Source organism: Pedobacter steynii (assembly GCF_001721645.1).
Lineage (GTDB): Bacteria > Bacteroidota > Bacteroidia > Sphingobacteriales > Sphingobacteriaceae > Pedobacter > Pedobacter steynii_A.
Genome location: NZ_CP017141.1, coordinates 3,211,853 through 3,237,359, shown reverse-complemented (window position 1 = coordinate 3,237,359; position 25,507 = coordinate 3,211,853). Strand labels below are relative to the sequence as shown.

15 protein-coding genes are annotated in these 25,507 nt (G+C 42.4%); 1 reads left to right on the top strand and 14 read right to left on the bottom strand.

Annotation, left to right across the window (positions count from 1 at the left end; translation table 11 throughout):
• Positions 1-20 precede the first annotated feature (20 nt).
• From BFS30_RS13515 to BFS30_RS13455, 13 genes are all read right to left on the bottom strand, one after another.
• On the bottom strand, positions 21-386 hold the full coding sequence (locus BFS30_RS13515) for a hypothetical protein (protein ID WP_069379771.1): 366 nt from the start codon (positions 384-386) through the stop codon (positions 21-23).
• 80 nt (positions 387-466) lie between these two features.
• Positions 467-1,366, bottom strand: a complete 900-nt coding sequence (locus BFS30_RS13510; RefSeq protein WP_069379770.1) for a DUF1338 domain-containing protein — start codon at positions 1,364-1,366, stop codon at positions 467-469.
• Between the two features lie 3 nt (positions 1,367-1,369).
• Positions 1,370-3,670, bottom strand: a complete 2,301-nt coding sequence (locus BFS30_RS13505; protein ID WP_069379769.1) for an aminotransferase class III-fold pyridoxal phosphate-dependent enzyme — start codon at positions 3,668-3,670, stop codon at positions 1,370-1,372.
• A complete protein-coding gene (locus BFS30_RS13500; RefSeq protein WP_208603060.1) occupies positions 3,657-5,657 on the bottom strand; it encodes an MGH1-like glycoside hydrolase domain-containing protein in 2,001 nt (666 codons plus the stop codon). Before BFS30_RS13500 ends, BFS30_RS13505 begins: the two co-directional genes overlap by 14 nt.
• Complete coding sequence (locus tag BFS30_RS13495) at positions 5,654-8,776, bottom strand: glycoside hydrolase family 2 TIM barrel-domain containing protein (protein ID WP_083252041.1); 3,123 nt, start codon at positions 8,774-8,776, stop codon at positions 5,654-5,656. Before BFS30_RS13495 ends, BFS30_RS13500 begins: the two co-directional genes overlap by 4 nt.
• An 83-nt stretch (positions 8,777-8,859) precedes the next feature.
• The gene (locus tag BFS30_RS13490; RefSeq protein WP_069382431.1) at positions 8,860-10,380 is read right to left on the bottom strand and encodes a RagB/SusD family nutrient uptake outer membrane protein; all 1,521 of its coding nucleotides are present in this window, start codon (positions 10,378-10,380) and stop codon (positions 8,860-8,862) included.
• Between the two features lie 20 nt (positions 10,381-10,400).
• Positions 10,401-13,541, bottom strand: coding sequence for a SusC/RagA family TonB-linked outer membrane protein (locus tag BFS30_RS13485; protein ID WP_069379768.1), 3,141 nt, complete (start codon positions 13,539-13,541; stop codon positions 10,401-10,403).
• 139 nt (positions 13,542-13,680) lie between these two features.
• On the bottom strand, positions 13,681-15,360 hold the full coding sequence (locus tag BFS30_RS13480) for a tetratricopeptide repeat protein (RefSeq protein WP_157262916.1): 1,680 nt from the start codon (positions 15,358-15,360) through the stop codon (positions 13,681-13,683).
• Positions 15,361-15,436: 76 nt separating this feature from the next.
• A complete protein-coding gene (locus BFS30_RS13475; protein ID WP_069379766.1) occupies positions 15,437-16,816 on the bottom strand; it encodes an alpha-L-fucosidase in 1,380 nt (459 codons plus the stop codon).
• Positions 16,817-17,162: 346 nt separating this feature from the next.
• Positions 17,163-18,776 (bottom strand): SusD/RagB family nutrient-binding outer membrane lipoprotein, encoded by a 1,614-nt coding sequence (locus BFS30_RS13470; protein ID WP_069379765.1) that lies wholly within the window; start codon positions 18,774-18,776, stop codon positions 17,163-17,165.
• Positions 18,777-18,902: 126 nt separating this feature from the next.
• Positions 18,903-22,250 carry a SusC/RagA family TonB-linked outer membrane protein gene (locus BFS30_RS13465; RefSeq protein ID WP_083252039.1) on the bottom strand — a complete coding sequence of 1,116 codons (3,348 nt, stop codon included), beginning with the start codon at positions 22,248-22,250 and terminating at the stop codon, positions 18,903-18,905.
• 133 nt (positions 22,251-22,383) lie between these two features.
• The gene (locus BFS30_RS13460) at positions 22,384-23,364 is read right to left on the bottom strand and encodes a FecR family protein (RefSeq protein WP_157262915.1); all 981 of its coding nucleotides are present in this window, start codon (positions 23,362-23,364) and stop codon (positions 22,384-22,386) included.
• A gap of 138 nt (positions 23,365-23,502) precedes the next feature.
• Positions 23,503-24,087 carry a sigma-70 family RNA polymerase sigma factor gene (locus BFS30_RS13455; RefSeq protein ID WP_069379763.1) on the bottom strand — a complete coding sequence of 195 codons (585 nt, stop codon included), beginning with the start codon at positions 24,085-24,087 and terminating at the stop codon, positions 23,503-23,505.
• Positions 24,088-24,299: 212 nt separating this feature from the next.
• On the opposite strand from BFS30_RS13455, the gene BFS30_RS13450 reads away from it, so the two are divergent.
• Complete coding sequence (locus BFS30_RS13450; protein ID WP_237028756.1) at positions 24,300-24,902, top strand: NADPH-dependent FMN reductase; 603 nt, start codon at positions 24,300-24,302, stop codon at positions 24,900-24,902.
• Here the strand turns inward: BFS30_RS13450 and BFS30_RS13445 are convergent.
• A complete protein-coding gene (locus tag BFS30_RS13445) occupies positions 24,899-25,474 on the bottom strand; it encodes a hypothetical protein (RefSeq protein WP_069379762.1) in 576 nt (191 codons plus the stop codon). The genes BFS30_RS13450 and BFS30_RS13445 overlap by 4 nt on opposite strands.
• Positions 25,475-25,507: the final 33 nt, after the last annotated feature.

Here is a 25,507-nt window from a genome sequence, read left to right as displayed (position 1 = left end):
AGATTCTAAGTCTAATTAGATCAAACGACTAAGCGGAACAGCCGATCCTGAATAATGTGGTTCAGATCCAGCATGACAAAGGTTCCCTGTAACAATTCTTTCAGGGCAATGATCTGGAGTAAAGATAAAACATAACAGTGATCGCAGGCACAGATGAAGATAATTTCCACATCAGCGGATTTATCACTCGTCAACAGGATGTTTTCGATATCAATGTTGTATACCGCTTTCTTTAATTTTAAAAGATTACGGTAATCAAAACGGGCCAGCTTTCCGGCAAAATCTATATACCAGCAGTTTTCACTGTCTGACTGATAGATGGAACCTTTTCCGGTACTAAATACTTCTTCAAAATGTATTGGAGATGCTATAGTTGTGTTTTGCATTGATTAAACCTTGTTGATATTGCAAAGGTTGTTATTATTTAGATTTATTCCAAATCAATTGCCTAAAAAAATGTAAATCCCTATTTCTTACTGGTTTGCGAGAGGAAAGTGCTTTCAAAAATTTTATCTGCATTTCCCGCTTCAAAGCCTTCTCTTCTATGTGTATTGTTAAGTTCTGCTGCCGGAATTCCTGCAAATTCAGGCAATACCTTTCTTTCTGCAAACTCCACATAAGAACCCGCGATGACTTTCCTTTTGCCTTCTGCAAAAGTGGCTTCCACCAGCTCTGCCACTGTAGAACTTTGCAACAATGCCCCATCGCTGCTGGTTTTGATCTCTCCACCTGCATCATTCAGTTTAAATCCATGCTTTAACAGGAACCGGTCAAATGCCTCCAGGTTGTTATAGCCTTCCTTCAGGTTATGAATGCTGATGGTAAAATGGTTCAGGTAATAGCGGTTATAGATCGTCCATGCTGCATATTCACTCTCTGCCATCAGTTCCGTATAATCCTCTACTGTTGGTGTTTCCCAAAGTGGGCTATGCAGAAACCGGTCTACCGCAGCGCCATTATTCAGGTCCAGCGCATCTACAGGATCCGCTGTTATCACATCGGTATATTTATGAATCAGGCGCTGTGCCCGCTCAGAAAGCGCCGTAACGATCAGCTCACTGATAAAAATACGCGGGAATTCAGGGGACGGGGGTGCATACCAATACGCATCCAGTTTCTTTTCTGAAAAATGATAAGGGCTTTTTTTCTCATAACCATAAGCCAGGAAAATTTTTTCCAGAGAGGCAATCCCCAGATGAGGGACACCTAAGGTCCGGAAGGCAACATGGTCATTTTCGATTTCCTCAAAATTGTTGATGACCCCTTCAGCAATCATCGCATCAATGATTCCTGCCACATCAGGTACACGTTCTTTATATCTGGTCAATAATCCGTTTAATACTTCAATCAGCGTTTTATGCTCCATTATTTATTTAATTTTATACAATACCTCATCCAGATGGGCCACTAAATCATCCGCATTCTCTTTGGAAAATACCAAGGGTGGTTTGATTTTTATCACATTATGTAAAGGCCCGTCTGTGCTCAATAAAAATCCACGGTTCCTCATCTCTTCCACAATCAGGTCTATCTCAGGAACAGCAGGTTCCAGCGTAAGAAGGTCTCTGACCAACTCTACCCCAACAAAAAGGCCATGTCCTCTGACCTCTCCGATCAGTGGGTGATTGTCCATCAGCTTGGTCAGGCCCACCATCAGGTGGTTTCCAGTTTCCAGGGCCTGCTGCTGCAGCTCCTCTTCCCGAATCACCTTCATCACTGCAATTCCGGTTTCCATAGACACCGGATTCCCCCCAAAAGTATTGAAATATTCCATTCCATTGTTAAAAGAAGCTGCAATTTCAGCAGTAACTACTACCGCAGCCATAGGATGCCCGTTTCCGATCGGTTTACCCAATACCACGATGTCCGGAACAACGTTCTGAAGTTCAAATCCCCAGAAATGATCACCGATCCGTCCAAAGCCAACCTGCACTTCATCCGCAATACAAAGTCCACCCGCAGCTCTCACATGCCGGTATACTTCTTTGAGGTAATCCGGAGGTAAAGGAATCTGTCCGCCTACACCTAACAGCGTCTCACAGATGAATGCTGCAATGCCCTTATCCGATGTTTTAAGCGCTGTTATTAAACGTTCTACATCAAGGGCATACTTTGCCCCGGCCTGTGGATCTCCATAACGGTAAGCTCCACGATACAAATCGGGATTCATCGCTTTATGAATATGCGAAGGTTGTCCGCCTCCACCCGGCCCGTCGAACTTATAAGGGCTCAGCTCCATCGCCACAGTCGAAGTTCCATGATAAGCATGATCCAGCACAATCACATCTTTTTGCCGGGTATAATGCCTGCTAATTCTAATCGCCAGGTCGTTCGCCTCACTTCCCGAGTTGGTAAAATAACAAACACTTAACGGATCAGGTAAGCTGTCAGTGATGAGCTTTGCATATTCCAGTAAGCTATCATGAAGGTATCTGGTATTCGTATTTAACTTTGCTGCCTGATGCTGCATCGCCCGTACTACAACAGGATGGCAATGCCCGACATGGCTGACATTATTGACACAATCGATAAAAGTATCTCCCTGATCATCATACAGGTATTGAAATGCCCCCTTAATGATTTTTAAAGGTTTCTTATAGCTGATGCTCAGGTTAGCTCCGATGCGTTCTTTTCTTATTTTTAAAAGATGATCCAGTTCTTCCTTCGCAGGGCTCACTTTAGGGAACCCGCAAGCGAGATTAAATTCATTCTGAGCAAGAACCGGATTGATTTTCAGCAACTGATATAACAACTTCCAGGCATCATTCTCTGATACAAAATGATGCTCATTATCCCCCTGTGCTCTTTTACTGGCAGACTGGGTTACACTCAGACTAAGCCTTGCCCCAATCAGATAATAAAGAACAGAAAGCTCCTGTTCTGTCAAATTGTATCCCTGATGGTAGGCTTTCAGTACCGTTACAGCTGCCTGTAAAGGCTGTTCCTGCCGGAACATGACATAGGTAAGGGTAATCGCAATATTATGGATCAGTTGTGTTTTGGCAATATCCCCAAAATCTATAAATCCCGTTACTTTATCCTGATCAGCTAGTACATTCAGGTCATGGGCATCATTATGGACTACTGCCGTTCTCAACTGGTACATCAATGGTACCACTTCCATTTCATACTGAAGCAGGAAGTAAGCCGCAATCCGCCTCTTTTCATGATCTTTAATAAAATGAAGGTTTTCTTTGGATGCCAGCACATAGGCCAGATCCCATTCATTAAATCGGTACACAGCCGGATGGTTAAAAGTTCTTAGTTCCTGGTCCATTTTTGCGAGGGTACTCCCTAAGTCGGTTAACAGTTCAGGCGTTAAAACAGGAAGCTCAGCGAGAAAAGTGCCTTCCAGAAAAGACAATACCCTGATGCAGTAGAGATGTCCGTTTATTTCAGTTTTGGTGATCGCCTGTCCTTCCAGGTTGGCAACAACAGACTGCACCCTGGCAGCCAATGGTGTTGCCGACAAAAACTGCAGGGCTTTCAGCTGTGCGTCCAGGTAGTGTTCATCATAGGGGGCAGGATTTACTTTACAAATCAACTTCAATCCCGTATTGGTATTCAGCAGAAAATTCTGTTCTTCATAACCGGCAATTTTCTTTACCTCAGCATCAAGCTTATAAAATGTATTCAGGGTTTCTTTAAGGTCTTTCTCAGAAAGTATCATGTGTATTCTCTTTTAATATCATTAACAAATGTGCTGCTGACCAGCTGAAATTTTTTGCATTTAAGCCTTTTCCGCTAAGCGGGTGGTAATTCTCATGGATAGCTCCTTTTCCCTGGAGTCCTTCTGCATTTTTCAACAACTTATCTAAAAAGTAGGCTGCTTCCTCTTTTCTGCCATATCTCAATAAGCCGGAATAGCCAAAATAGAACTGATCCAGCCATACCGGCCCTCTCCAATATCCTTTCAGGGGATCAAAACCCGGATGATCAGCAGCCAATGTAGCCAGAGGAACAGGAGTATCAAACTTATTTGTTTTTTTCATCATTTTCAGAATAGAATTCAATTGACTGGTATCCGCCAAACCACACCAGATGGGAAGCCACCCTTCTGGTCCGTCCACATCAATCCATTGTCCATCCAGGGTCTTATCATAATAAAATCCTTTCTCTTCCCGGAAGAAAGTAGAGTTGATTTTCTGTTTTAAAGGAGCAAGTCCGGTCTTCCATTCCTGGCTCCCTTTAAAATCGCCCATAGCCATGGCAATTTTGGCGAGATATCCCTTCTCTGCATACAGATAAGCATTCAGGTCTACCGATTCCTGATTCAATGACCAGGCGCTGGAATTATTTTTCAATAACACCGCTTTATCAAACCTAACCGCATTGTCCATACCACTTTCCCAGGCTGCGGCGATACGAGTCCCATCAGTAGCCCCAAATTCACAAAGCCCGTTCTGATTGTGGTCGCGGTTTTTGTACCACCAGTTGTGGTATTTTACCAGTCGTGGATAAATGGTTTTCAGAAAGGAGATATCTCTGGATTGCTCATAGATTTTCCATACCGCCCATGCTGCCAGTGGCGGCTTGGTATCCCTCCAGTTGTTCTCTTTCTTATCCGTATAAATACAATCCGCAACCATACCATGTTCATCCTGATAGTCAAACATGGCCAGCATATTTTCTTTCGCCAGTGCAGGGTTAAAATAGCTCAGTCCTACGGCTTGTTTCCAGCTGTCCCAACTCCAAAAGCCATAAAATCCCTGATAGTTCAGGGAAGGGAAGAGTCCGCCATGTAAAAGGTCTTTCGACTTACTTCTCCAGTTGGTCATCAGGGTAACGATTGATTTTACAGCCAGTTTGCGTTCCTCCGGTCTGGTAATCTGTAATCCTGGAGCATTGAAATAATCGCTCAGGTATTTATCCCAGCGTCTTTGATTTGCCCTGAATTCTTTATTAAAATTAAAGACCCTACCAGCTGCCGCCTGGCTTTCCTTTGCGTTCAGGTAATAACTTTGTGTCTGGCTGATAGCAAAATGTGCTTGGGGCTGAACCATCACTTCTTCCAGATTGGCCTGATATCTATTTTCTGAGATCCGGATGTCCATTTTATGCGGACTGTTGAATTGCTGGATAAACTGATGTTCATTATCATTAAATCCGATATCAATCCCCCTATCCCTTTTTTTAAAGTTCGCTGATGTCAGCTGAACCTCCCCCGTCCAGGACAGCTGCACTTTCTTTGATTTCCCGGACAGGTTGTACACCCTGGTGTTGATCATTGCAGACCGGTCTGAAACGAAAATCAATTGCAATTCTATTTTCAGGTCATTGATCAGCATTTCCTGTAAGAGTAATCCAGGATAATACTTCAGCTTGGTTTTGGCTGTCGAAAGATTCAATTCTTTTCCATCCGCTTTAAGCCAGAGTCTGGAAATCGTATTTCCCAGCCATTCTCCTTTGAGGTCCATCAGCAGTGGGCCAATGAAGGCACCATTATCCTTTGCCGAAGCAGGCAGCGTATAAGCATGCCATGCCCCCATGTCGGCAAATACAGTCGTTTCAATTTTTCCGGGATTGACCACTTCAAAGCCCATACTCAGCACATCCGGAAAATCCAGTCGCCCGGAACCTGTTTTCTTGAATTCATTTATTGAGGCCAGTATTACAAAAACACATAAGCAACAGCTGCGCATAAAAGACATCATCATTTATCATTATTGATTTCGCCGGACTTAAAAAGAGGACGAAGGGTAAAAGAATAAGTATAATTCCGGGCAGGAATCCGATACTGCGGATGGGCTTCAGCACCCCAGCTGTTATCCCCACCAACACCGGTTTGCTTTGCGTCAATATTCCACCAGATCAGGTTTTCATTAGTCATGGATCCTCCATGTATATTTTGGGTTGCATTTTTATCAAAATCCAGGTTTTTCATATCAAAATGTAAAACTCCTGTACTGATTTCCGGAGCCCCAGTAGCGGAAAGCCCGACTCCATTCTGATTGGTCAGGCTCATCCACCTTACCCCGGTGCGGTAGCCACTTTCCTGTGCCCTTGGATAGGGATGAAATAAAGCATCTGCAGACATCCGGTACAGGTCAATATGAGCTGCATAGTTCCGGTCAGCATAATTGTCAAAGGGCCCTCTTCCAAACCAGGTCACCCGATCAAATTCAGGATTCAGGATCACCCTCATTCCTATCCTGGGAATCTCAGGCAGACTACGGTCGCCTGCTTTAAGCTGATAATTCACATTTATACTTCCATCCCCTTTGATGTGGTATGCTGTAGTAATGGTCAGTTTTAACTCAGGAAGGTCGTGGACTGTCGTCACTACAGCTCCATCATTTGATAACTTTTGATTTTCAAACGAAGTCAATACCGCCTGATCAAAAGCATTCTGCCAGATTTTAGACCTGATCTGCATGCTATTTCCAATATCGTTATCCGTTGCGGCCCTCCAGAAGTGAGGCAGGAGCGCTGCTTTAATGAGTTCTTTTCCCGAGATCTTATAACTGTCTAACAATCCCGTTTTTTTATTAAACCCAATATTCAGTGCATCTGTACCAACAAGCAGCATTTCAGTGCTTTCTTTTATCTTCAGTTTCCCACCCGTTGGGGAAGAAGAAAGCCCAACAGCCTTTATCGGAAGTAAAAACTGTTCAGTAGCAATCCGGAAATCCGCAGGTAACAATTCCGTACTTTTTCGGGTATACACCTCAAAGGTGATCAGGTATTCCAATCCTGGTTTTGGGTTAAATGAGGGCACCTTTAATTTAATTTCTTCTACAGACTGTGGTGCCACAATTAAGTTTTCGATACTTCCGGAGGCCACAATCGTTCCCCCACCTTTAATATTCCACTTAAAGGTAAAGTCTTCCAGATTGGTAAAATCAAACCTGTTTCTCAGTTTAAAAATATAAGCCTGCAGATCTGCAGCTTCAAAACTTACATTCTGATATACTTTTTGCAGCTCATAAGCCTGGGGATGCCAGGAACGGTCTGCCGCCACTAACCCGTCCGCACAAAAACTGGTATCGCTTGTTATCCCTACAGTTCCCATATCCCTGCCATAAGCCCATATTTTGTTTCCTTTATCGTCTTTTTTACTAAAAGTCTGGTCGGAGAAGTCCCAGATAAAACCTCCCTGTAGTTGCGGATACTTATAAATCAGATCCCAGTCGTCCTTTAGGTTCCCTCCACTATTGCCCATCATATGGGCATATTCACATTGAATCAATGGCCGGGGCTTCCATTCTTTCACATAATTTTCCATTACCTTGACCGATTTATACATGGGGCAGAAAATATCCGAATAACGTTCGTCTTTAGTGGCCTCATATTGCACCGGACGGGAAGCGTCCCGGGCTTTCAGCCAATCGTAGCCAGCCATCAGGTTTTCACCAAAACCACTTTCATTTCCAAGTGACCAGGTAATGATGCAGGTAAAGTTCTTATCCCGTTCGTACATCCTTGCAATGCGGTCCAGATAAGCCGCTTTCCACTCTGGCTTGTCCGACAAGGTTTTTAATGGTGTGAAACTCATTCCATCACATTCTATATTCGCTTCATCTACCACATAAAGGCCATACTGATCACATAGCGCATACCACCTTTCGGTATTGGGGTAATGGCTGGCCCTTACCGCATTGATGTTGAGCTCTTTCATCACCTTGATGTCGTTGATCATCCCTTCTTCCGTCACGATCTTTCCATTCAGCATATCATGCTCATGACGGTTTACCCCTTTTATTTTTATCGCCTTCCCGTTGACCAGAAATAATCCTCCTTTTACCTCTACTGTTCTGAATCCCAGTTTATGACGGATCACTTCCAGCAGCTTTCCCCGTTGATCCCGATGACTGATTTCCATCACATACAAATTCGGATGTTCTGCATTCCAGGTTTTAACCTCAGCAAAACTGGTGTTAAAATTCAGCGCAACGGCTATATTTTTCTGTGTCCTGTAGAGCGATACCTCAGGCTTTTCAGGATCAAAAACCTTCAATTCTACCGTTCCTTTATCCAATTTGCCAGGCTGTCTGTTAAAAGCAAGATCCAGGTTTAATTTTCCGTTTCGATAAGACTCATCCAGTGTTGCCTTTACCTTAAAATCCGACAAATGAAATGCTGGCCTGGCGATGAGAAAGACAGTTCTTTCCAGTCCGCTAAGCTTCCACATGTCCTGTCCTTCCAGATAAGTCGCATCACTAAACCTGAATACCTGCATGGAAACCGTATTTTTTCCTTTCCTTACCACTTTGGTAATGTCAAATTCAGTAGGTGTTTTACTATCCTTACTAAATCCAATATATTGCCCGTTGATCCAGAGGTAATAAAAAGAATTTACGGCGCCGAGATGAATGAAAATTTGTTTTCCATTCCAGTTTTCCTCAACCATAAATTCCCTTTGGTATTGCCCTACCGGATTGTCTTCCTTAGGTACAAAAGGCGGCGTGGCAGGAATTGGATATTCAACATCCGTAAAAATAAACTTTGAATACCCCTGGGTTTGCCAGTGGCCGGGCACCTTAATGGATGCCCAATCCTCGGTTTCGGTGGTATTTTTATAAAAAGTATGTGATCTTTCTGAGGGGTTCTTCACCAGCTTAAACTTCCATAGTCCATCCAGGGATTTCAGAAAGGGGCTGGATTGCCGGTCCATGGCCTGCTGATCAGGATAGGGAATGAACCAGGCATGGGGTTTAACCGCATTTTGGGAAGGGATTAAAGGATTTTCCCAATCTGCCGGAACCTGGGCAATGTTCGTACGGACAAAGCCAAGACAGAGCATCAGACAAAAAAGATAGGGCTTGATTAGATTCATGAACAAGTACATAAAGAATCGTCACGCCGGAATAATTTCCTGCATGACGATCGTGTTAAATAATTAGAGCGCTTTTGATCTTTTTATGGTGTTAATGGGTTATTGGTGGTTTCTTTCAGCGGAGTAGGATAAAAAGCTTTATCAGCAGTAAACTTTCTGCCTGCTGCCTGCATTTTCTGCGCAAGCAAGCCCCATCTTCTCAGGTCGTAAAAGCGACTTCCCTCCAGTGTAAACTCCATCACACGTTCATGGACAATCTGATCAAAGATCAGTGCTTTATTATTCAGGTTAACATCCGGCAAACCCGCTCTTCCCCGCACCTTATTAATCCAGGTTACCGCATCTCCTGGTTTCTGCTGTTCATTCAGGACTTCTGCATACATGAGTAATACATCTGCATACCTCATTAGCGGAACATTGATTGCATTTGAAAAACCGATACGATCCGGGCCTGCAGGAATCCATTTTCGGAAAGCAATGGTTTTAGCCCCTGCACCAAAAACAGCATTATAGGTATTTCCATAAACCCTTGGTGTTGCCGGATCATTAAAATAAGCATCATTAAAATACATGGTTTGGTACACCCTTGCATCGTAATTGCCATTCGCCACTTTACCTTCTTTCAGCATTTCGGTCAACAGTCCCGGGGTGCCATAAATTTCTCCATAGCCTCCCAGTTCTGAAGCCGCCACCCAATCACTTAAATAAGACCTGTAAACGGCCCCACTGCTTGCATCCGAGGATTGCTGCAATTCAAAGATCGATTCTGTACTGTTCTTTGTTGTGCCATTAAACATGCCCAGGAAATTATTGTCCAGTTGATATTCGTTAGACAAGATGACTTTATTCAGCCATTTTGCAGCTTCGGTATAATGAGCTGCGGCATTCGACTGGTCGTCACTAACCCGGTAAAGGTTTATTTTCCCAAGATAAGCCTGAGCCGCTCCTTTTGTGATCCGGCCCAGTTCTGTTGCAGGACGTGCTGACCTTAACGGTAAGTCTGGTTCTGCTTCCAGCAGGTCTTTTAGAATGAAGGCATACACCTCTCCCCTTTCAGAGAATCCTTTGGAAAGATCCGCCTCAGAAGTAGGGACTTTATCCCTTATGATGACCTTACTAAAATTAGTTAATACCTTAAAATGATAATATGCCCTCAGGAATTTCGCTTCTGCAAGGATCTGTTTTTTACTGGCCTCATCAATTGCCGCAGCACTCATCCGGCCTACATTTTCCAGTACCTGATTGGCAAAATTAATACCCCGGTAGTTCTCTCTCCAAAGCAGGTCAATGGCATAATTTCCGGAAGTAAATTCAAAATTATAATGCTCTGTCCACCATGGATAATTAAAAGCATCAGCTCCCGGAACAATATAATCCTCTCTGTAAAACTCCCTCACCGAGCGGGCTTCCACATAATTGTCCCAGCTTACAAAACCTTCCAGCTGGGAATAAGCAGCAGACAATCCTGATAATGCACGGTCTTTATTGATCCAAAAATTATCTACAGTAAGCTGATCCGGTACGCTCTGTTCCAGCTCACTCTTTTTACAACCCATTACTGCCATTAGCAGAAATAAGCCTATATATAGTTTATTCGTTTTCATTCTTTGTTTTTTTAAGGTGATTAAAATGTCAACTGTAATCCCATCAGCCATCTTTTATTCTGAGGATACATCATCCGGTCGACACCATTGTTCAGGACATCAAAGCTGCCCACTTCCGGATCCAGCCCGGTATATTTACTAAAGGTGACCAGGTTTTGTCCGCTGACATACACCCTGAGTCTGGAGATTTTCAGGTGTTCAAGAACAGATTTAGGCAAACTGTATCCTAACTGAACCAACTTTAAACGCAGATAAGATCCGCTTTCCAGAAAACGTGTAGATTCACGGGCATTTTGATTCGGATCTCCAAGTACCGCCCTTGGCATAGCTGTTCCTGTATTTTGCGGAGTCCAGGCATTGAGGGTACTGGCCAGAAAGTTTCTGCCGGCTTCCATTCCTTCCAGCTCAAAGCGGTTTCCATTATAAAGTTTATTCCCTGCTACCCCCTGCCAGAACAGAGAGAGATCGAAGTTCTTGTAATTGGCTGCAAGATTCAGGCTATACTCGTATTTCGCAAAACCAGATCCCTGGTAAGTCTTGTCTTTCTCATCAATTCTCCCGTCTCCATTCGCATCTCTGAACCTGATATCTCCTGCTTTTGCATTTGGTTGCAAAACATCACCGGATCCATTTTTGTAATTGGCCGCTTCTGCATCAGATTGAAAAATCCCATCTGCTTCGTATAAGTAAAAAGCACCGATTTCCTTGCCAACCATGGTTTGTGTAGGGATATGATCTGTTCCAAACCTCAGACCAGTACCATAAAGGATCTGGTCTTTATTGGCCAGCGACAAGACTTCATTTTTTAATAAACTAACGGCACCGCCAAGGTCAAACTGCCACTCATTAAGGCTTAAATGATAGTTACTTTCCAGTTCCAGCCCTTTATTAGCAATCTTACCCACGTTGAGGATTGGATTGTTCACTCCTGCCGATGGCGGAACCTCTTTAGTGATCAGCAAACCGTCTGTGATGTTGTTAAAATAATTGATGGCACCAGACAACTTATTATCAAAAAGTCCGAAATCAAGACCAATATTTTTCGACTTAATGGTCTCCCATTGTAAGTCCAGATTTTGAAGCGTATAGCTTGCAGAACCCGGCCAAGGAGTAGCTCCCGAACCCTGTACATAACCGCCAGACCAGTTGTTTCGTGTAGTGATGAGGGCCTGATGGTCATAATAACCTAAAGCACCTTCATTTCCAAGTTCCCCGTAACTTGCACGGAGTTTTAAGTTATTCAGCCATTTGACCTCATTCAGGAATGACTCTTTATGAATATTCCAGCCAACTGATACCGAAGGGAAAACGCCATATCTTCTGTTTGCACCAAATACGGATGACCCATCTCTCCTTACCGATACCTGCAACAGGTATTTATTGTCGTAAGCATAGTTTAACCTCGCCAGTGTAGAAAGACGGACATATTTATTATTGGATCCCGAGGCATTATAGGTTCCTCCAAGACCAGCCGAAATGGTATTAAAGTCCGGGTTAGTAAATCCTCCCGGGACCTCTGTTTCTACAATCTTTCCATTTACCACCGTACGGACAATGGTTTTTCCATCAGCGGTAACGCTGATAAAGCGGTTCGTTTTTTCCTGAGCGGTATAACCAGCAAGCAATTTAATGCTGTGTTTGTCAATATCCAGGTCGTAATTCAATAAATGCTCCATCAGACGCTCTTTATAGAGCGAATTCCGGTTAAATACCCTGGTGTAAGAAACCAGCGGGTCATTGGCATTGGCACGATATGGGGGATTGAATGCGTATTCATCCGTGCGTGCATTGATGTAGTTCAGGTTGGCTGTGTACTTTAATCCTTTGATGATGTCCAATCCAAAGCGGATATTTCCTCCCAGGTAATTGGTTTTGGAGTTGGCATCCAGAAAATGATCTGCAGCCACAGGATTCTGAAATTTCGGCAACCCATTTTCTGTTAATCCATAACCGTATTTCTCTTTCTCATCGAATACCGGCAGCAATGGCGATTGGAAATAGCTGTCTTTCTGGTCGAACTTCGCAGCTTCAGATCTGGTTTCTGAATAAATAATATTGCTTTCTACACTTAACCTGCCTTTTTTAAAATCATTTCTTGCCCTCAGGGATTTCTTATTGAATGCTGAACCAATGAAAGTACCGCGATCATCAGTCAGGTCTCCACTTAAGGAATAAGTTAAATATTCACCTCCCCCTTTCAGGTTGACGTTATAGTTCTGTGAAATCCCCTTACGGTTGATTAAATCCTGCCAATCGGTATTTATTCCTGTATTTTTAGACAAATATGCAGGTAACGCCGGTGCAGAAGATCCGGCATTTGCATACATCATGCTGTGTAATTTTTTATAGCCTTCAGCATCGAGAAACTTATACTGTTCGGTTGGGCTGACACTGCTGTAAAAGGAAGAGAAATCAATTACCGGTGCTCCCTGCTTTCCTTTTTTTGTTGTGATGAGAATGACCCCATTGGCACTGTTTGAGCCGTAGATAGAAGCCGCAGCACCATCTTTAAGTACTTCTATGGAAGCGATGTCTCCATTACTCAGGTAATATGGATTACCAGGTGTTCCATCAATAATATAAAGCGGCTGGTGCGCACCAAAAGTTCCGATTCCTCTTAACCTCACATCAGAAGACTGTCCGGGGTTACCTCCGGGGCTGCTGATAGACAAACCCGCAACTCGGCCCTGAAGCGCATTAATAGGATTGCTGGCTGCAACCTGTTCCAGCTTTGTTCCACTTACAGAGCTTACCGCACTTGTGAGGTTGCTCCTTTGCTGCGTACCATACCCGATAACGACTACCTCATCCAGCCCTTTCATGTCCATCAGTAATTTTACCAGCATATCTTTGCCGGCAACGACAGGGATTTCCTGCGTAATATGACCAACTGCAGAGAAGATCAGGATATCCTTTGCTGAAGCTGAAATCCGGAATTTACCCTCACTATCTGATGTTGTTCCACTATTGCTCCCTTTTACTTTGATCGTAATGCCCGGAAGAGGCTGATCGATTTCATTAACCACCTGCCCTTTTATGGGGTTGGCCTGAGCAAAAACGTTGCTACTGGCCAGGGAGAAGAAGACGCAGGCAGCGAGCATGAGCCAAGCGAATTTATTGCTCCATAAATTGCTTATTGGCAATCGTAAATCTTTAATCATAATATTTGGTTTGAGTTGATTGATTCAATCAAACTTAATGTTACGATGATGCGAAAAACGAATCCGGCACCCCTACATATGGTGCTCCTTTACCCCTACAAGACCTCTACACGAGGTTAGAATAAAGCTTAACAGTGCTTTAAAACGACTTTAGATAATCATTGAGGTTATCGTTCTGCTGTAAACCGAAATGCTTACGTAAACGGTACCTTGCCATTTCTGCAGATTTCACAGAGATGTTGTTCAGGGTTGCGATCTCTTTAATGGAAAGGTTCAGCCTGATCTGTGCGCAGAGCCTTCTCTCATTTTGAGTCAGGTGAGGAAACTTTTGCTGAAGGTTATAGAAAAAATCCTGGTATTGGGTTTCCACCTTAAGGTTAAAATCTTCTACGTATTTCTCCAGGTTAATGTCGTACTTAAACTTATTAACCAGTTTATGTAATTGATGGGGAATTTCCGAAGCTGAGTTCTTATCAAGGCCTCCCAGCTCTTCGATGAATTTCACAATCAGGTCATTCCGGTGAGCAATGTATAGCGCGTAGTTCTTTAGTTCAATGTGGTTAAAATCGAGCCGCTCGTTGAGGGCCTTTTTATCCAGAACAGTATGCTCCAGCTTCTTTTCAATTTCCTGTTGTTTTATTTCGGCCAGTTCAGCTTTTTTTCTTTGCCTGTTTCTCAGTTTACCGTATAGGAGTACCCCAATAACAATCAACAGCACCACAATGATGGCCAGTGCATTTCGTTGAAAGGACTTCAGACTTTCTTTCACTGACAAGGCCTCCATTTGTCGTTCCTTTTCCTGAGCCTCGCGTTTTAAGGTGAGTGTCAGCAAAGCATTTACTTTATTTTTAGAGAGAAACTCTTCCCTGACGGCATTATACTGGTTGATATTTTCGTAAGCCTGACGGTAATCACCGGTGCGCTGATACAAAAGGGAAAAGACCTTATAGTTATCCAAAAGGTTTTCTTTTTTTGAATTGGAACTGCTTTGATCTATAAAAGCCCTCGCCCTTTTTAGAGCAGCCAGCGCCTCCTCATTCCTACCAAGGTTAATCAGGGAAAAGGCCATCTGGTTATTCAGTTCTGCCAGAGAAAGTAATTGTTTTGTAGAAAACTGCAGTGCCAGGTTAAAATAAACCAGAGCCTGATTATAATTCTTATTGTTATTGCTGCAAATGCCCAGGTTATTATAAGCTGCGCTAATCAGGGCCCTTTTATTATGCTTCCGGGCAATAACCAGCGCTTGTTTAAAAAAGCCTTCAGCCTTTGCAAACTCATTTTTAAGCTGATAAATTAATCCGATGGCATTAAGTGATAATCCGGTCTGGTTGGGATCCTGATGCGCCTTGTAATAATCATAGGCCATGGTATGGTATTTCAGAGCAAATTCAGCATTTTCCACATCATAATAAATCCAGCCCAATAAGGTATAGGTTGCCCCCATTTTGGCTGGCTTATCCAGATTTTTATAGATTTCCAGCGCATCAAATGAATATTCCAGAGCGAGGTCATAAATGTCATTATAAAGATAGCCCTCTGATAAGATAACCAGCGCATCGGCTTCCAGTTCTTTGTATTTGTTTTCGTAGGCCAAAAGATAGGCTTCATAGGCTGAGGCGATGGCCAGATTGGTAGAATCCCTGTTCAGACTTTTCGCCCTTTTGTTTAAGGCATTGATTCTGGCCCTGACCGCACTTTCGGTACTGCCGGAACTTAATGGCTGATCTCCAGGTTGCTTTGTCTCGCAGCCAACGAACAGCTGAAGTATAAAAAAACAGAATAAGGCAAGTGATCCTTTTTGGTTAATTTGGTTCATCATTTGGCTGGCACAAACCAAATATAGCCTTTTCTTCAAAGCAAAAAAGGCTATATCTAAAGAAATTAATGCAAAGAGATTATTCCAGAATCAATTCGATAACAGGAATTTCAACATTTGGTTTCTGCACAGGGAGGTTTAAGATCACATCCCCGTCTTTGGTGGTCTCGGTAGTATGACTCCCCTCTTTTGTAGGAGAGTAGAACTTGATTTCTGAGCCGTCATTCAACAGTTGAGCATATTTAAATTTCCCTTTGAATCCTTCCAGATGCAGCGATTTGAACGGCCATTGCATCAGGTGGATATACATTCTTTTTTTCTCCGGATTATAGGTCAGGAAACAATTTTGAGGAACTTTAAAAGAATCAGGGGCCTGAGTACAACCATAAATCGAACGGCTATGCTGCTTCATCCATGCACCGATTCCTTCCAGTCTTTCATTCGCTCTTTCATCGAATTCCCCACGGGCAGTAGGTCCGACATTAAGCAGCAGGTTGCCTCCTTTACTTACCGTTTCAATCAACATGGCTATTAATTGAGGCACGCTTTTCCAGGAATTCTCATCTCTGTGGTATCCCCACGACCCGGAAAAAGTCTGACAGGTTTCCCATGGAACTTTTTCTCCTTTAACCGTCAGCCATTCCCTCGGCATAAACTGTTCAGGGGTTTTAATATCCCAACCCCAGTCCGTATCATTCAGGTCCAGACGGTCATTTACGATGATATTCGGTTGTAACTTCCGGATCAGCTTCAGGAGGTTCTCTGAATCCCATTCTTTATGTCCTTTCCCGTCGTATGAAAAATCAGTGAACAAAACATCAATTGGCCCGAACTGAGTTAACAACTCTGTAAGCTGATTTTTCATATAAGCCTGATATTTTTTCTGATCCCTTCCCTTATTCGCCGCTTCCCGTTCATCTTTTCCCTGAGGGGTTGGCGGGTGACTGGCGTCTATCTCAAAATCAGGATGGTGCCAGTCGATCAGGGAGTAATAGAATCCAACTTTGATCCCTTCTGCCCTGAAAGCTTCTACCATTGGCTTAATCAGGTCTCTTCCAGCAGGTGTTTTCGTTGCCTTATAGTCTGAATATTTGGTGTCCCATAAGCTAAACCCTTCATGATGTTTAGTGGTGATGACAAAATATTTCATTCCTGCTTCTTTAGCCTTTGCTGCCCATTGTTTAGGATTATACAAATCCGGATCAAAAAGGTTGAAATACTTTTCATATTCTTTATCTGGAATACGTTCATAGTATTTCACCCATTCGTGGCGTGCCGGAACGGCATACAATCCCCAATGGATAAACATCCCAAAACGGGCGTCAGTCCACCATTTCATTCTTTTTTCTTTCTGTTCTTTGGTTTCTTTTGCCCAGGCCGGGCGCTCTTGCGCATTGATTTCTGACAACTGTAAAAGAAGCAGCAAACCCAATGCAAGGCTAAGCTTAAAAGTTTTCATATTCAGGTTTGGTTTTGTGGTTTAAACAAAGGACGCCGGATTTTCCTATAAAAGGTTTTATGAAATTGTCAAAATGTTCAGCGTTTTTGACAAAAGTTACTCATCATGGCCATAAACGCAGAAACTGTTATTTCAGCAGCTTATTTGAAGCTATCTATCTAGCCCTCAAATTGTAATCTTAATTCAATAATTTAAGATCAGCGCCATTAACGTCGGATTTATTTCTACATTTGTCCTTGAGAGCGTTAATTTAAACGGGGGTAAGTCGGAGGACTTATTCCCGTTTTCCTTTTTAACGAAAAATCCCCGCCGGGGCAGGGATTTAATAATTGAGAGCGTACAGAAATTAGTTTTTATCCCACCAGACTCTGGAGGTCAATAAATCTCCCCCGGGAACGCTGGCTACAGCTGCATTATAATTTACCGTATTTGTACCTGCTTCCACAACAGGATAAGGAAAACGACGGGGAATGGTTCCATTTGTCGCATTACCAGGATACACTACTGGTGTTAAAACCGGAAATCCGGTTCTTCTCCAGTTAGCCCAGGACTCATAAAAATCAAGTTTTGTATTGTTGAGTGCCCAATACTGTGTATTGATCATATTTAAACCATCAGCTGCATTGTAAGGATGTGCATCAGCATACGCTGCGGCTACTGCAGGAGTGATTGCTGCCGCAGCACCATACTGCGAAAGATAAGTGATCGAAGCGATGAGTCCTTCACGGTAATGTTGGGCAGCACTTCCCGCAATACCAAAACGTTGTGCAGCATCAGCCAGTAATAATTCTGTTTCTGCATAGGTCAATACGAAAGTTGGCCCGTCTTTTCTGATTAATGCCGGACTCGGAGAAGAATAATCAGTAAAAGTGGTATAGCTGGGATCCAGCTTAATTCCCTGGCCTGCAATCAGACTCAGGTCTTTACCGTTTGGCATACCTTTTTGTGCTGCAGGGTTTGCATTTGCATTTGGGTTTTGCACTTTAGTGTCTTCATTGACATACAAATTTGTTACCGCGATAGCACCTAAACGAGGATCGTTAGTGCTTTTAAGGAAGTCGATAAAAGTTTTTGACCATCTGGTATAGAAATTTTCCTGACCGCCGCCACCAAGAAGGATCTGGCTATTTCTGTTAATGGTAATTCTGTTTCCGCTTTCTGAACCCAGAATAAAAGCATTGTCGTCATTACTTAGCATGGTATGGCCATTTACTTTTTCCACATAACTCTTAGCAGTAGCCGGGTCTACCTTACTCAGACGCATTGCCATTCTAAGGATAAGACTATTTCCGAAACGTTTCCATTTAGTGGGGTCACCATTATAGAATGCATCTCCGGCAGGCTTATCACCGTTAACATCTAATAATGCAACGGCTTCAGATACTTCTTTAAGCATATCTGTATAGATGTCTTTCTGCTTATCATAAACAGGGAAGTAATTTTTTCCAAGGAAGCCGATTCCAGCCTCAGAATAAGGAACATCACCATAAAGATCAGTAATGCGCTGAAAGATGAGTGCCCTCATAATTCTGGTGATCTGATGCAGATTCTGGTACTGCTGTTTACCTTTAGTGAATGCCAGCAAATCAACAATTAACCTTACCTGCTCCGGATAAGCTCCGTCACCACTGGTAATGGAGTTGGAAGAAAACCCCCAGTAAGCAGCAGTATAGGTAGGGTTAAGGATGTATTTATCTCCGGCCCAGTAACCAATTACAGAGGATAATCCCTGCATCATGGTGGAACAGTAGATTAAATTTGCACGCCAGGTATCGTAACTAAAATCGACACTTCCGGAATAGCTTAACTGTGCACTGGTCAGTATAAAGTTAGGGTTAAAGTTTGCCGGGTTATAGGTAGAAGGATCAGTATTGATCTCTTCATAATGTTTTCTGCAACCTGTAGCAACCGTCAGGCAGAGCGCTGCCATTATGCTATATTTATATATATTCTTTTTCATTGGAATCTTTTTTTAATGGTGATGAAGCGATCATAAGCATAGGGATTAGTTTTGTAAGCGGTATGCAGATGATGGTTTCATTGGAATCTAATTGAGTTTAAAATTTGCTTCTTGTAACCTTGATTTTTAGAACTTCACGCTTAGATTTAATCCGTAAGTTCTGCTTGCCGGCACACCGCCCAATTCCAATCCTTTAGCATTATTGCTATAATCAGATTCAGGATCTATGTTTGTTGTTTTCCTGCTGATGTAAAAGAGGTTACGGCCCACAAAGCTAAGTGTAGCTCCATTAATGACATTATTAAACATTTTACCAGGGAAAGTATAGCCAAGCATCACCTGACGGAACTTAATAAAATCGGCACTTTGCACAAAAATTCCGGATACATTACCGGCCATTGTGCCGTAATAATTTGCAGCAGCAGCTCCCAGTTCTTCACGTTTTTCCAAAGTACCTTTATGTAAGCCCAAAGTGTAAGCATAAGATTCTGTTGCAGAATAAATCTTGCCACCAAATTTACTGTCGATCATGAAAGAGAAATTGATCCCTTTGTAAGAGAACTCATTGTTCCATCCGGCGACATATTTTGCATAAGCAGATCCGTAAGGTCTTAACAAGCCTTGTTTAGGAATACCATTTGATTCCAGTTCAATATTGCCATTGGCATCCCGTTTATAATCAAAGGCCATAATCTGACCGAAAGGTAAACCCACAATCTGTTGGGTAAACGCATTACCCGTACGGGAAGTTGCACCTGGTAATGAGGTTTGTCCAGGAGAAAGTGAGATGACTTTATTGTCGTTGATGGAACCGTTAACAGAGGTTGTCCAGCGGAAATTTTTTGTCTGCACAGGAATACCGGTAATCAGGGCCTCAACTCCTCTGTTCCGTAACTCTCCAATGTTCAGGATTGCTCCACCATAACCAGAAGTTACTGATGCCGGCGCCCTCACAATTTCATCTTTTGATTTTTTATTGTACCAGGTTACATCAAAGTTCAGGCGGCTGCCCAATAAACGGATCTCAGTACCAATTTCAAATTCAGAAGCCACAGAGGCAACCAGACTCTCGTTTGGAACAAAAAAGTTAGAGATCAATCCCAAAGGCCTTCCGTTTAGTACGGCACTGTTAAAGCCATAAGCCAGTTGTGTCTGATAAGGATCTGTTGCCTGCCCTACCTGAGCAAAACCAGCACGGATTTTACCAAAGTTCAACCAGTCTTTTTTCAGGATTTCAGAGAACACGAATGAACCATTTACCGATGGATAAATTACATTCAGTTTATTGTTCTTACCAGGTGTAGCCAGCGTTGAGAACCAGTCATTACGAAGTGATCCACTCAAATAAAGGTAGTTTTTATAACTCAGGTCTAAAGTTCCGTAAACAGAAGCTACTTCGCTTTCGCTTGGTCTGTAAACCGGCGCATTTTGCAGGTTGGCATTGGTGATGACATATTGGTATGGAATAGAGAAATCGTTTCCTGCAAGCGTAAACATTTCGGATTTCGTTCTTCTATAACTTCCTCCAATGTTTGGGGTGATGGTAAAATCATCGACCTTAAAGCTCTTACCAAATAAAACGTCTGTATTGATATCAGAGAATTTGGTTGTTGCTTCAGACATGGAGCCGAGCAAACGATAAGCCGTTCCTGTCGGTACGACAGAAGTATAGCGGTCGTTATAAGCATCACGTCCGGCACGGGCCTGGATAAAGGCACCATTGTCAAAATTGTAACGCAGACTGATGGAAGAGATCAGACGTTCCCTTTTCGTATTGTTGATAAATTTGTTTGCAGCAAACCATGGGTTTGTCGCAAAAGTATTGGCAGAATAACCGTACTCGGAACCATCAGCTTTAGTGGTTTGTTTTAAGGTCATGACATCTAAACTTGTAGGCAGCAAGGTCACATTATAACTGGAGTTACCTGCACCGTCACTTAGAAAAGGTCTGTTTTTAGCCTGTTCCAGAATGTAATTTGCACGGGCATCTACAGTCAGGTGTTTGTTGATGTTATAATTTCCATTCAGGTTAAATGACTGTCTGTTTAATCCTGATCCAGGGGTAACCGCCTTACTGGTCAGGTCACTTGCGGAGAAACGGATTGAACCCCCATCAAAGCTTTTATTAAAAGCCAGGGTATTTGTTGCGGTTGCTCCTGTACGGAAGAAATTTTCGATATTATTCTTTTGTGCGGTATAAGGACGGGATACGCCATCGAACTGAACCACGCTGCTGCCATCTAATCTGGCTCCCCAGCTCGACTGACCAGTTTGGAAAGCACCTGCTGCATCTGCGGGTTTTACGCCATTTGCTCCGTTACCGTAAACATATTGCCAGTCGGTCTGATCGATTACCTTTTCCAGCACATAATTGGAATTGAATTCAATGGAATTTCCCTTTCCACTTTTTGTGGTGATTAAAATAACCCCTGCTTTACCGCGTGAACCGTATAATGCAGAAGCGGCAGCCCCTTTCAGTACAGAAATGGTTTCGATATCATCCGGATTAATGTTTCCAATCGCATCTCCAAGATCAGGAACATTATCATACTGATCACCAGGAGCACTGTTTCCTCTGTTTTCCATCGGAATACCATTGACTACATACAAAGGCTGATTGGTCTGAGAAATACTTGAAATACCACGGATAATGACGTTAGAAGAGGCACCCACCCCACCGGCGATAGAGTTGACATTCAGACCGGCAACTTTACCGACTAAAGAGTTGATCACATTGTTTTCTCTCGCTTGTGTCAGTTCATCACCTTTCACTTCTGTAACCGAGTATCCCAATGCTTTTCTTTCTTTTTTGATTCCCAGTGCAGTAACGACCACTTCACTCAGGAGTTTGGAATCTTCATCCAATAAGATATTGAGCGCAGCAGGTGTGGTAATGGTTACTTGCTTGGTAATGTAACCCAAATAGCTAACTACCAATACGTCGCCGATATTTGCATCGATAACAAATTGTCCGTTAGTATTGGTACTTGCTCCTGCCTGGGTTCCTTTTACCTTTATACTTACACCGATTAAAGGTTGTCCCGTTGCATCTCTAACCACCCCGTTAATCTTTATACGGTTGCTGTTTGCGGCAGAAGACAAACTCAGGTTTGGCATACTTGCTGCATTTTCTGCCACGCCGATATAGTTGCCTACCATTCGGAATTCCAGAGCTGTTTTTTCACGAAGTCTTTTTAAAACTTCCGAAAGTTGTTCATTTTTAAAATTAAGGGTAAGATTTGGTAAGCTTCCCAATACCTCTTCATCGTAGACGAAAGTGACATTTGCCTGTTGTTCTATCTTTTTAAAGACTTGCTTGACACTTGCTTTGACTACTTTAAAACTCATTTCCTGGGCCTTGATGTGTTTTGCCATCAGGAGTGTGGAAAAACACACTTGTATGCCAATAATAATTGTAGAAATGCGCATGCATTTTCGGAATATAGGCAATGCTTTGCCGTAAAAATTCATCATATTTGTTTTGGTTTAATTTTTTAAACTGAAGCCTACTGTCTATGGGTCTCAAGCATGTATACAGTGGCTATTCTTATTCCGGGGGCAGGTTCTGTTCCCGGTTTTTTCTTTCTTAGCTACTAAGAAGGAAGATCTATTTAATGATTATGTTGTCATTGGCCATTTGATATTTAAAATGTTTGGTAAAGCTTAGGATATCCATTGTTGATACTAAATCCTGATCACCAAGGGTGATAGAGATTCTTTCATCGAGCAGTTCAGGGTTTTCTGTAATGATTTTCAGGTGATGTTTTTTCTCCAGGACAGAGAATACGTTTCTTAGCGTTTCCTGCTCAAATACCAGTTTACTGTTACACCAGGCATTCACTGCAATCTCAGGGGCAACTGCTTTAATCAGATGGTTTTTGATATTACTCAGTACCACCTGCTCTTTAGGAAGCAACATGACTGCTGGCTTTTTAACCGCACCTTTCATGGTGATTCCTACTTTGCCGGTCACGACGCTTACTTTAGTGGTACCTTCTTTTTTGTAAGCTCTTACATCGAATGAAGTTCCCAGCACCACCACGTTCAGGCTATTGGTTTTTACAATAAAAGGGTGTTTATTCTTATGTTTAACTTCAAAAAAGGCCCTTCCTTCAATCAGCTCTACAGTCCTGTTTTCTTCGCTGAACTTTTTAGGATATTTAAATACCGAGCCCGCATTGAGCCATACTTTGGAGCTATCCGGTAAAATTATTTCTATGATTTTATTGCCAGGAACATTGACCAGTTTTTTTTCCGCCAGGCTAAACCGGGAGTTACTGAATTGCCATCCAAACAAGACAAGGGACAATACCGCAGCAGCTGCAGTAATTCTCAACATCAACCTTTTCCAGGAAACCTGAGCGTCCGAACGGTCTACTTCTTCGGTTTTCAGGAAGCCTTTATTTTTCAGGTTATCAAAGATCCGCTGTCTGACCTGATCTTCAGTTTCCGGTTTTTTGGTATGGACATTTTCTACCCAGCCTTCCTCAGTGGTATCATACCATTGGTTCAACAGTGCTTTTTCTTCATCACTAGCTGTCCCTTCGAGGTATTTTTGTGCCAGTCTTTTGAGTTCGGTCCTATCCATTTGAATTTTAATAACCCTGTTTTCTCTTATAGAGTCATGTGCAGGCAAAATACCCTTAGTCGAAAACAAAAGTTTTTTATTTTAATTCCTCCCCCCTGTTCAAAACGAACTAAGACAGGAAATAAAGACTGTTTTTTTTTAGCGGAACAGGATCAATGTATAAAATGTGATCAGAAAACTCAGTACATCTCCTACATTGGAGCGAATGATGCGAAGCGCTTTAGTCAGATGGGCTTCAGCTGTTTTCTGCGAGATATTCAGCTGTGCAGCAACCTCTGCAAGAGATTGATCCTGCAGTTTATTATATTGAAATACCAGGCGGCATTTCTCAGGAAGCTTATTAGACAGCTCGGTGATCATTTCCAACAAGATTTTATGGTCTATTTCAATCTCTGAAGTAGCATTGGCCGTTAATAGACCCACCCTATTTTCCTGTTGTCTGGAACGTTTCTCCCTGGACAGGTATCGGAACACCGCATAGCGGGTCATTGCAGCAAGATAAGATTGGATCGACTGGATATTCAACGCTTCTCTTTTTTTCCAGAGCACCAAAAATACATCCTGTACAATTCCTTCAGCAGCATCGGGATCTTTTAAGAGTTTATGGGCGATATAATATAATTTATCCCAATATTGATTATAGATTTCTGTAAAAGCTAATTCATCACCTTGCCTAAGGAGCAGGATGAGACCATCGTCCGGAGTTAAATGATTAGCGTTCACAAGTTTGGTTAGAAAGTTTGAAACGAAGCTAATATAAAAATAACAAAAAGTGTAATTTTAGATCTTATAAATAAAATCGCGGGTTTTCTATTTTCTTGCGAATGGGCACTATTGCAGCAAATTAATTAATGATTGGCTGGCAATATATGTTTTTTAACCGCGTTGATCAAAACCTAAAAAAGAAAGAGATTTTATATCTTTGAACCTACTTAATGGTTAATCAAGAAATGAGAACAGACAGCATAAATATCCTTGCTATTTCCGGGAGTACAAGAAAAAGCTCTTCAAATATTAATCTGATTAAAGCCATTGCCTTGTTAACTGCTGAAAATTTTTCGGTAAGTATTTTTGATGGACTTACTGAATTGCCACACTTTAATCCAGATCTGGATTATGGTCAGGTTCCAGAAGATGAGAAGGTGGCAGGTTTTAGAAAACAGCTCAGGGATGCAGATGCAGTTTTAATCTGTACCCCGGAATATGCTGTTGGCGTTCCGGGAACTTTAAAGAATGCCATTGACTGGACTGTTTCCACAATGGAATTCTCTAAAAAACCAGTTGCTTTAATTACCGCTTCAACGGCGGGCAGCAGAGGCCATCAATCCTTATTGGGTACTTTACTGATTATCGAATCAAAAATCAGTGTGGATACACAACTATTGATTTCCGGGATTCAGACAAAACTGAATTCAGATTTTCACATTACCGATGAAGACACCTTAAAAAAAGTTAATCAACTGATTTCTGCCCTGACTTCAATTGTTAAAGGAGAAATTCAGGAGTCCCAACTTTTGCCTGCTCCCCTTTTAAATTAGTATTTCACCGGCCATTTACTGTAATAGCTAAGGAGTTTAAATTCTCCTTTTACTTTCCCTACGACAAGTCCAAACCAATAGTCACCTTTACCGTCTGGCCTTTCCCATTGCAGGTAATAATTGAATAATAAGGTTCCTGGATCTGTTTGTGAAGCCAGGCTTTTATAATAATTGCTGGCCTGGTCCGTCTGCAGGTTAATGACCGACACATCATCTCCCAGTTCGTAGGCCAGTACACGTTGCTGTTCTTTGTCAAAAAGCTCCTTTCCACAATACTTTAGGAGTTCTTCTTTATTGATCAATCCATTTTTCCGGTCGGGTTCTTTAGCATTCAACTCATCATTCATCCACATCATCTGTGTTTGCATCGGAAAATGAATCATATTCAGAAGCTTCGGTTTATCATTCTTTATGATTGCTGTTTTGAATCTAACCAATAGGGATTTAACTTCTTTTAGCTGAGCAGCAGTATCTGTTTGTTCTGTTTTAGAATGCTCTTTATTTCCCGGTCTGTTACAGGCAGTCCAGAGACAAAAGAACACGAAGATCATAAAGAAATAAAATCTGTTCATCTTCTCCAATTTACATAAAAGAACTCAGGTCAG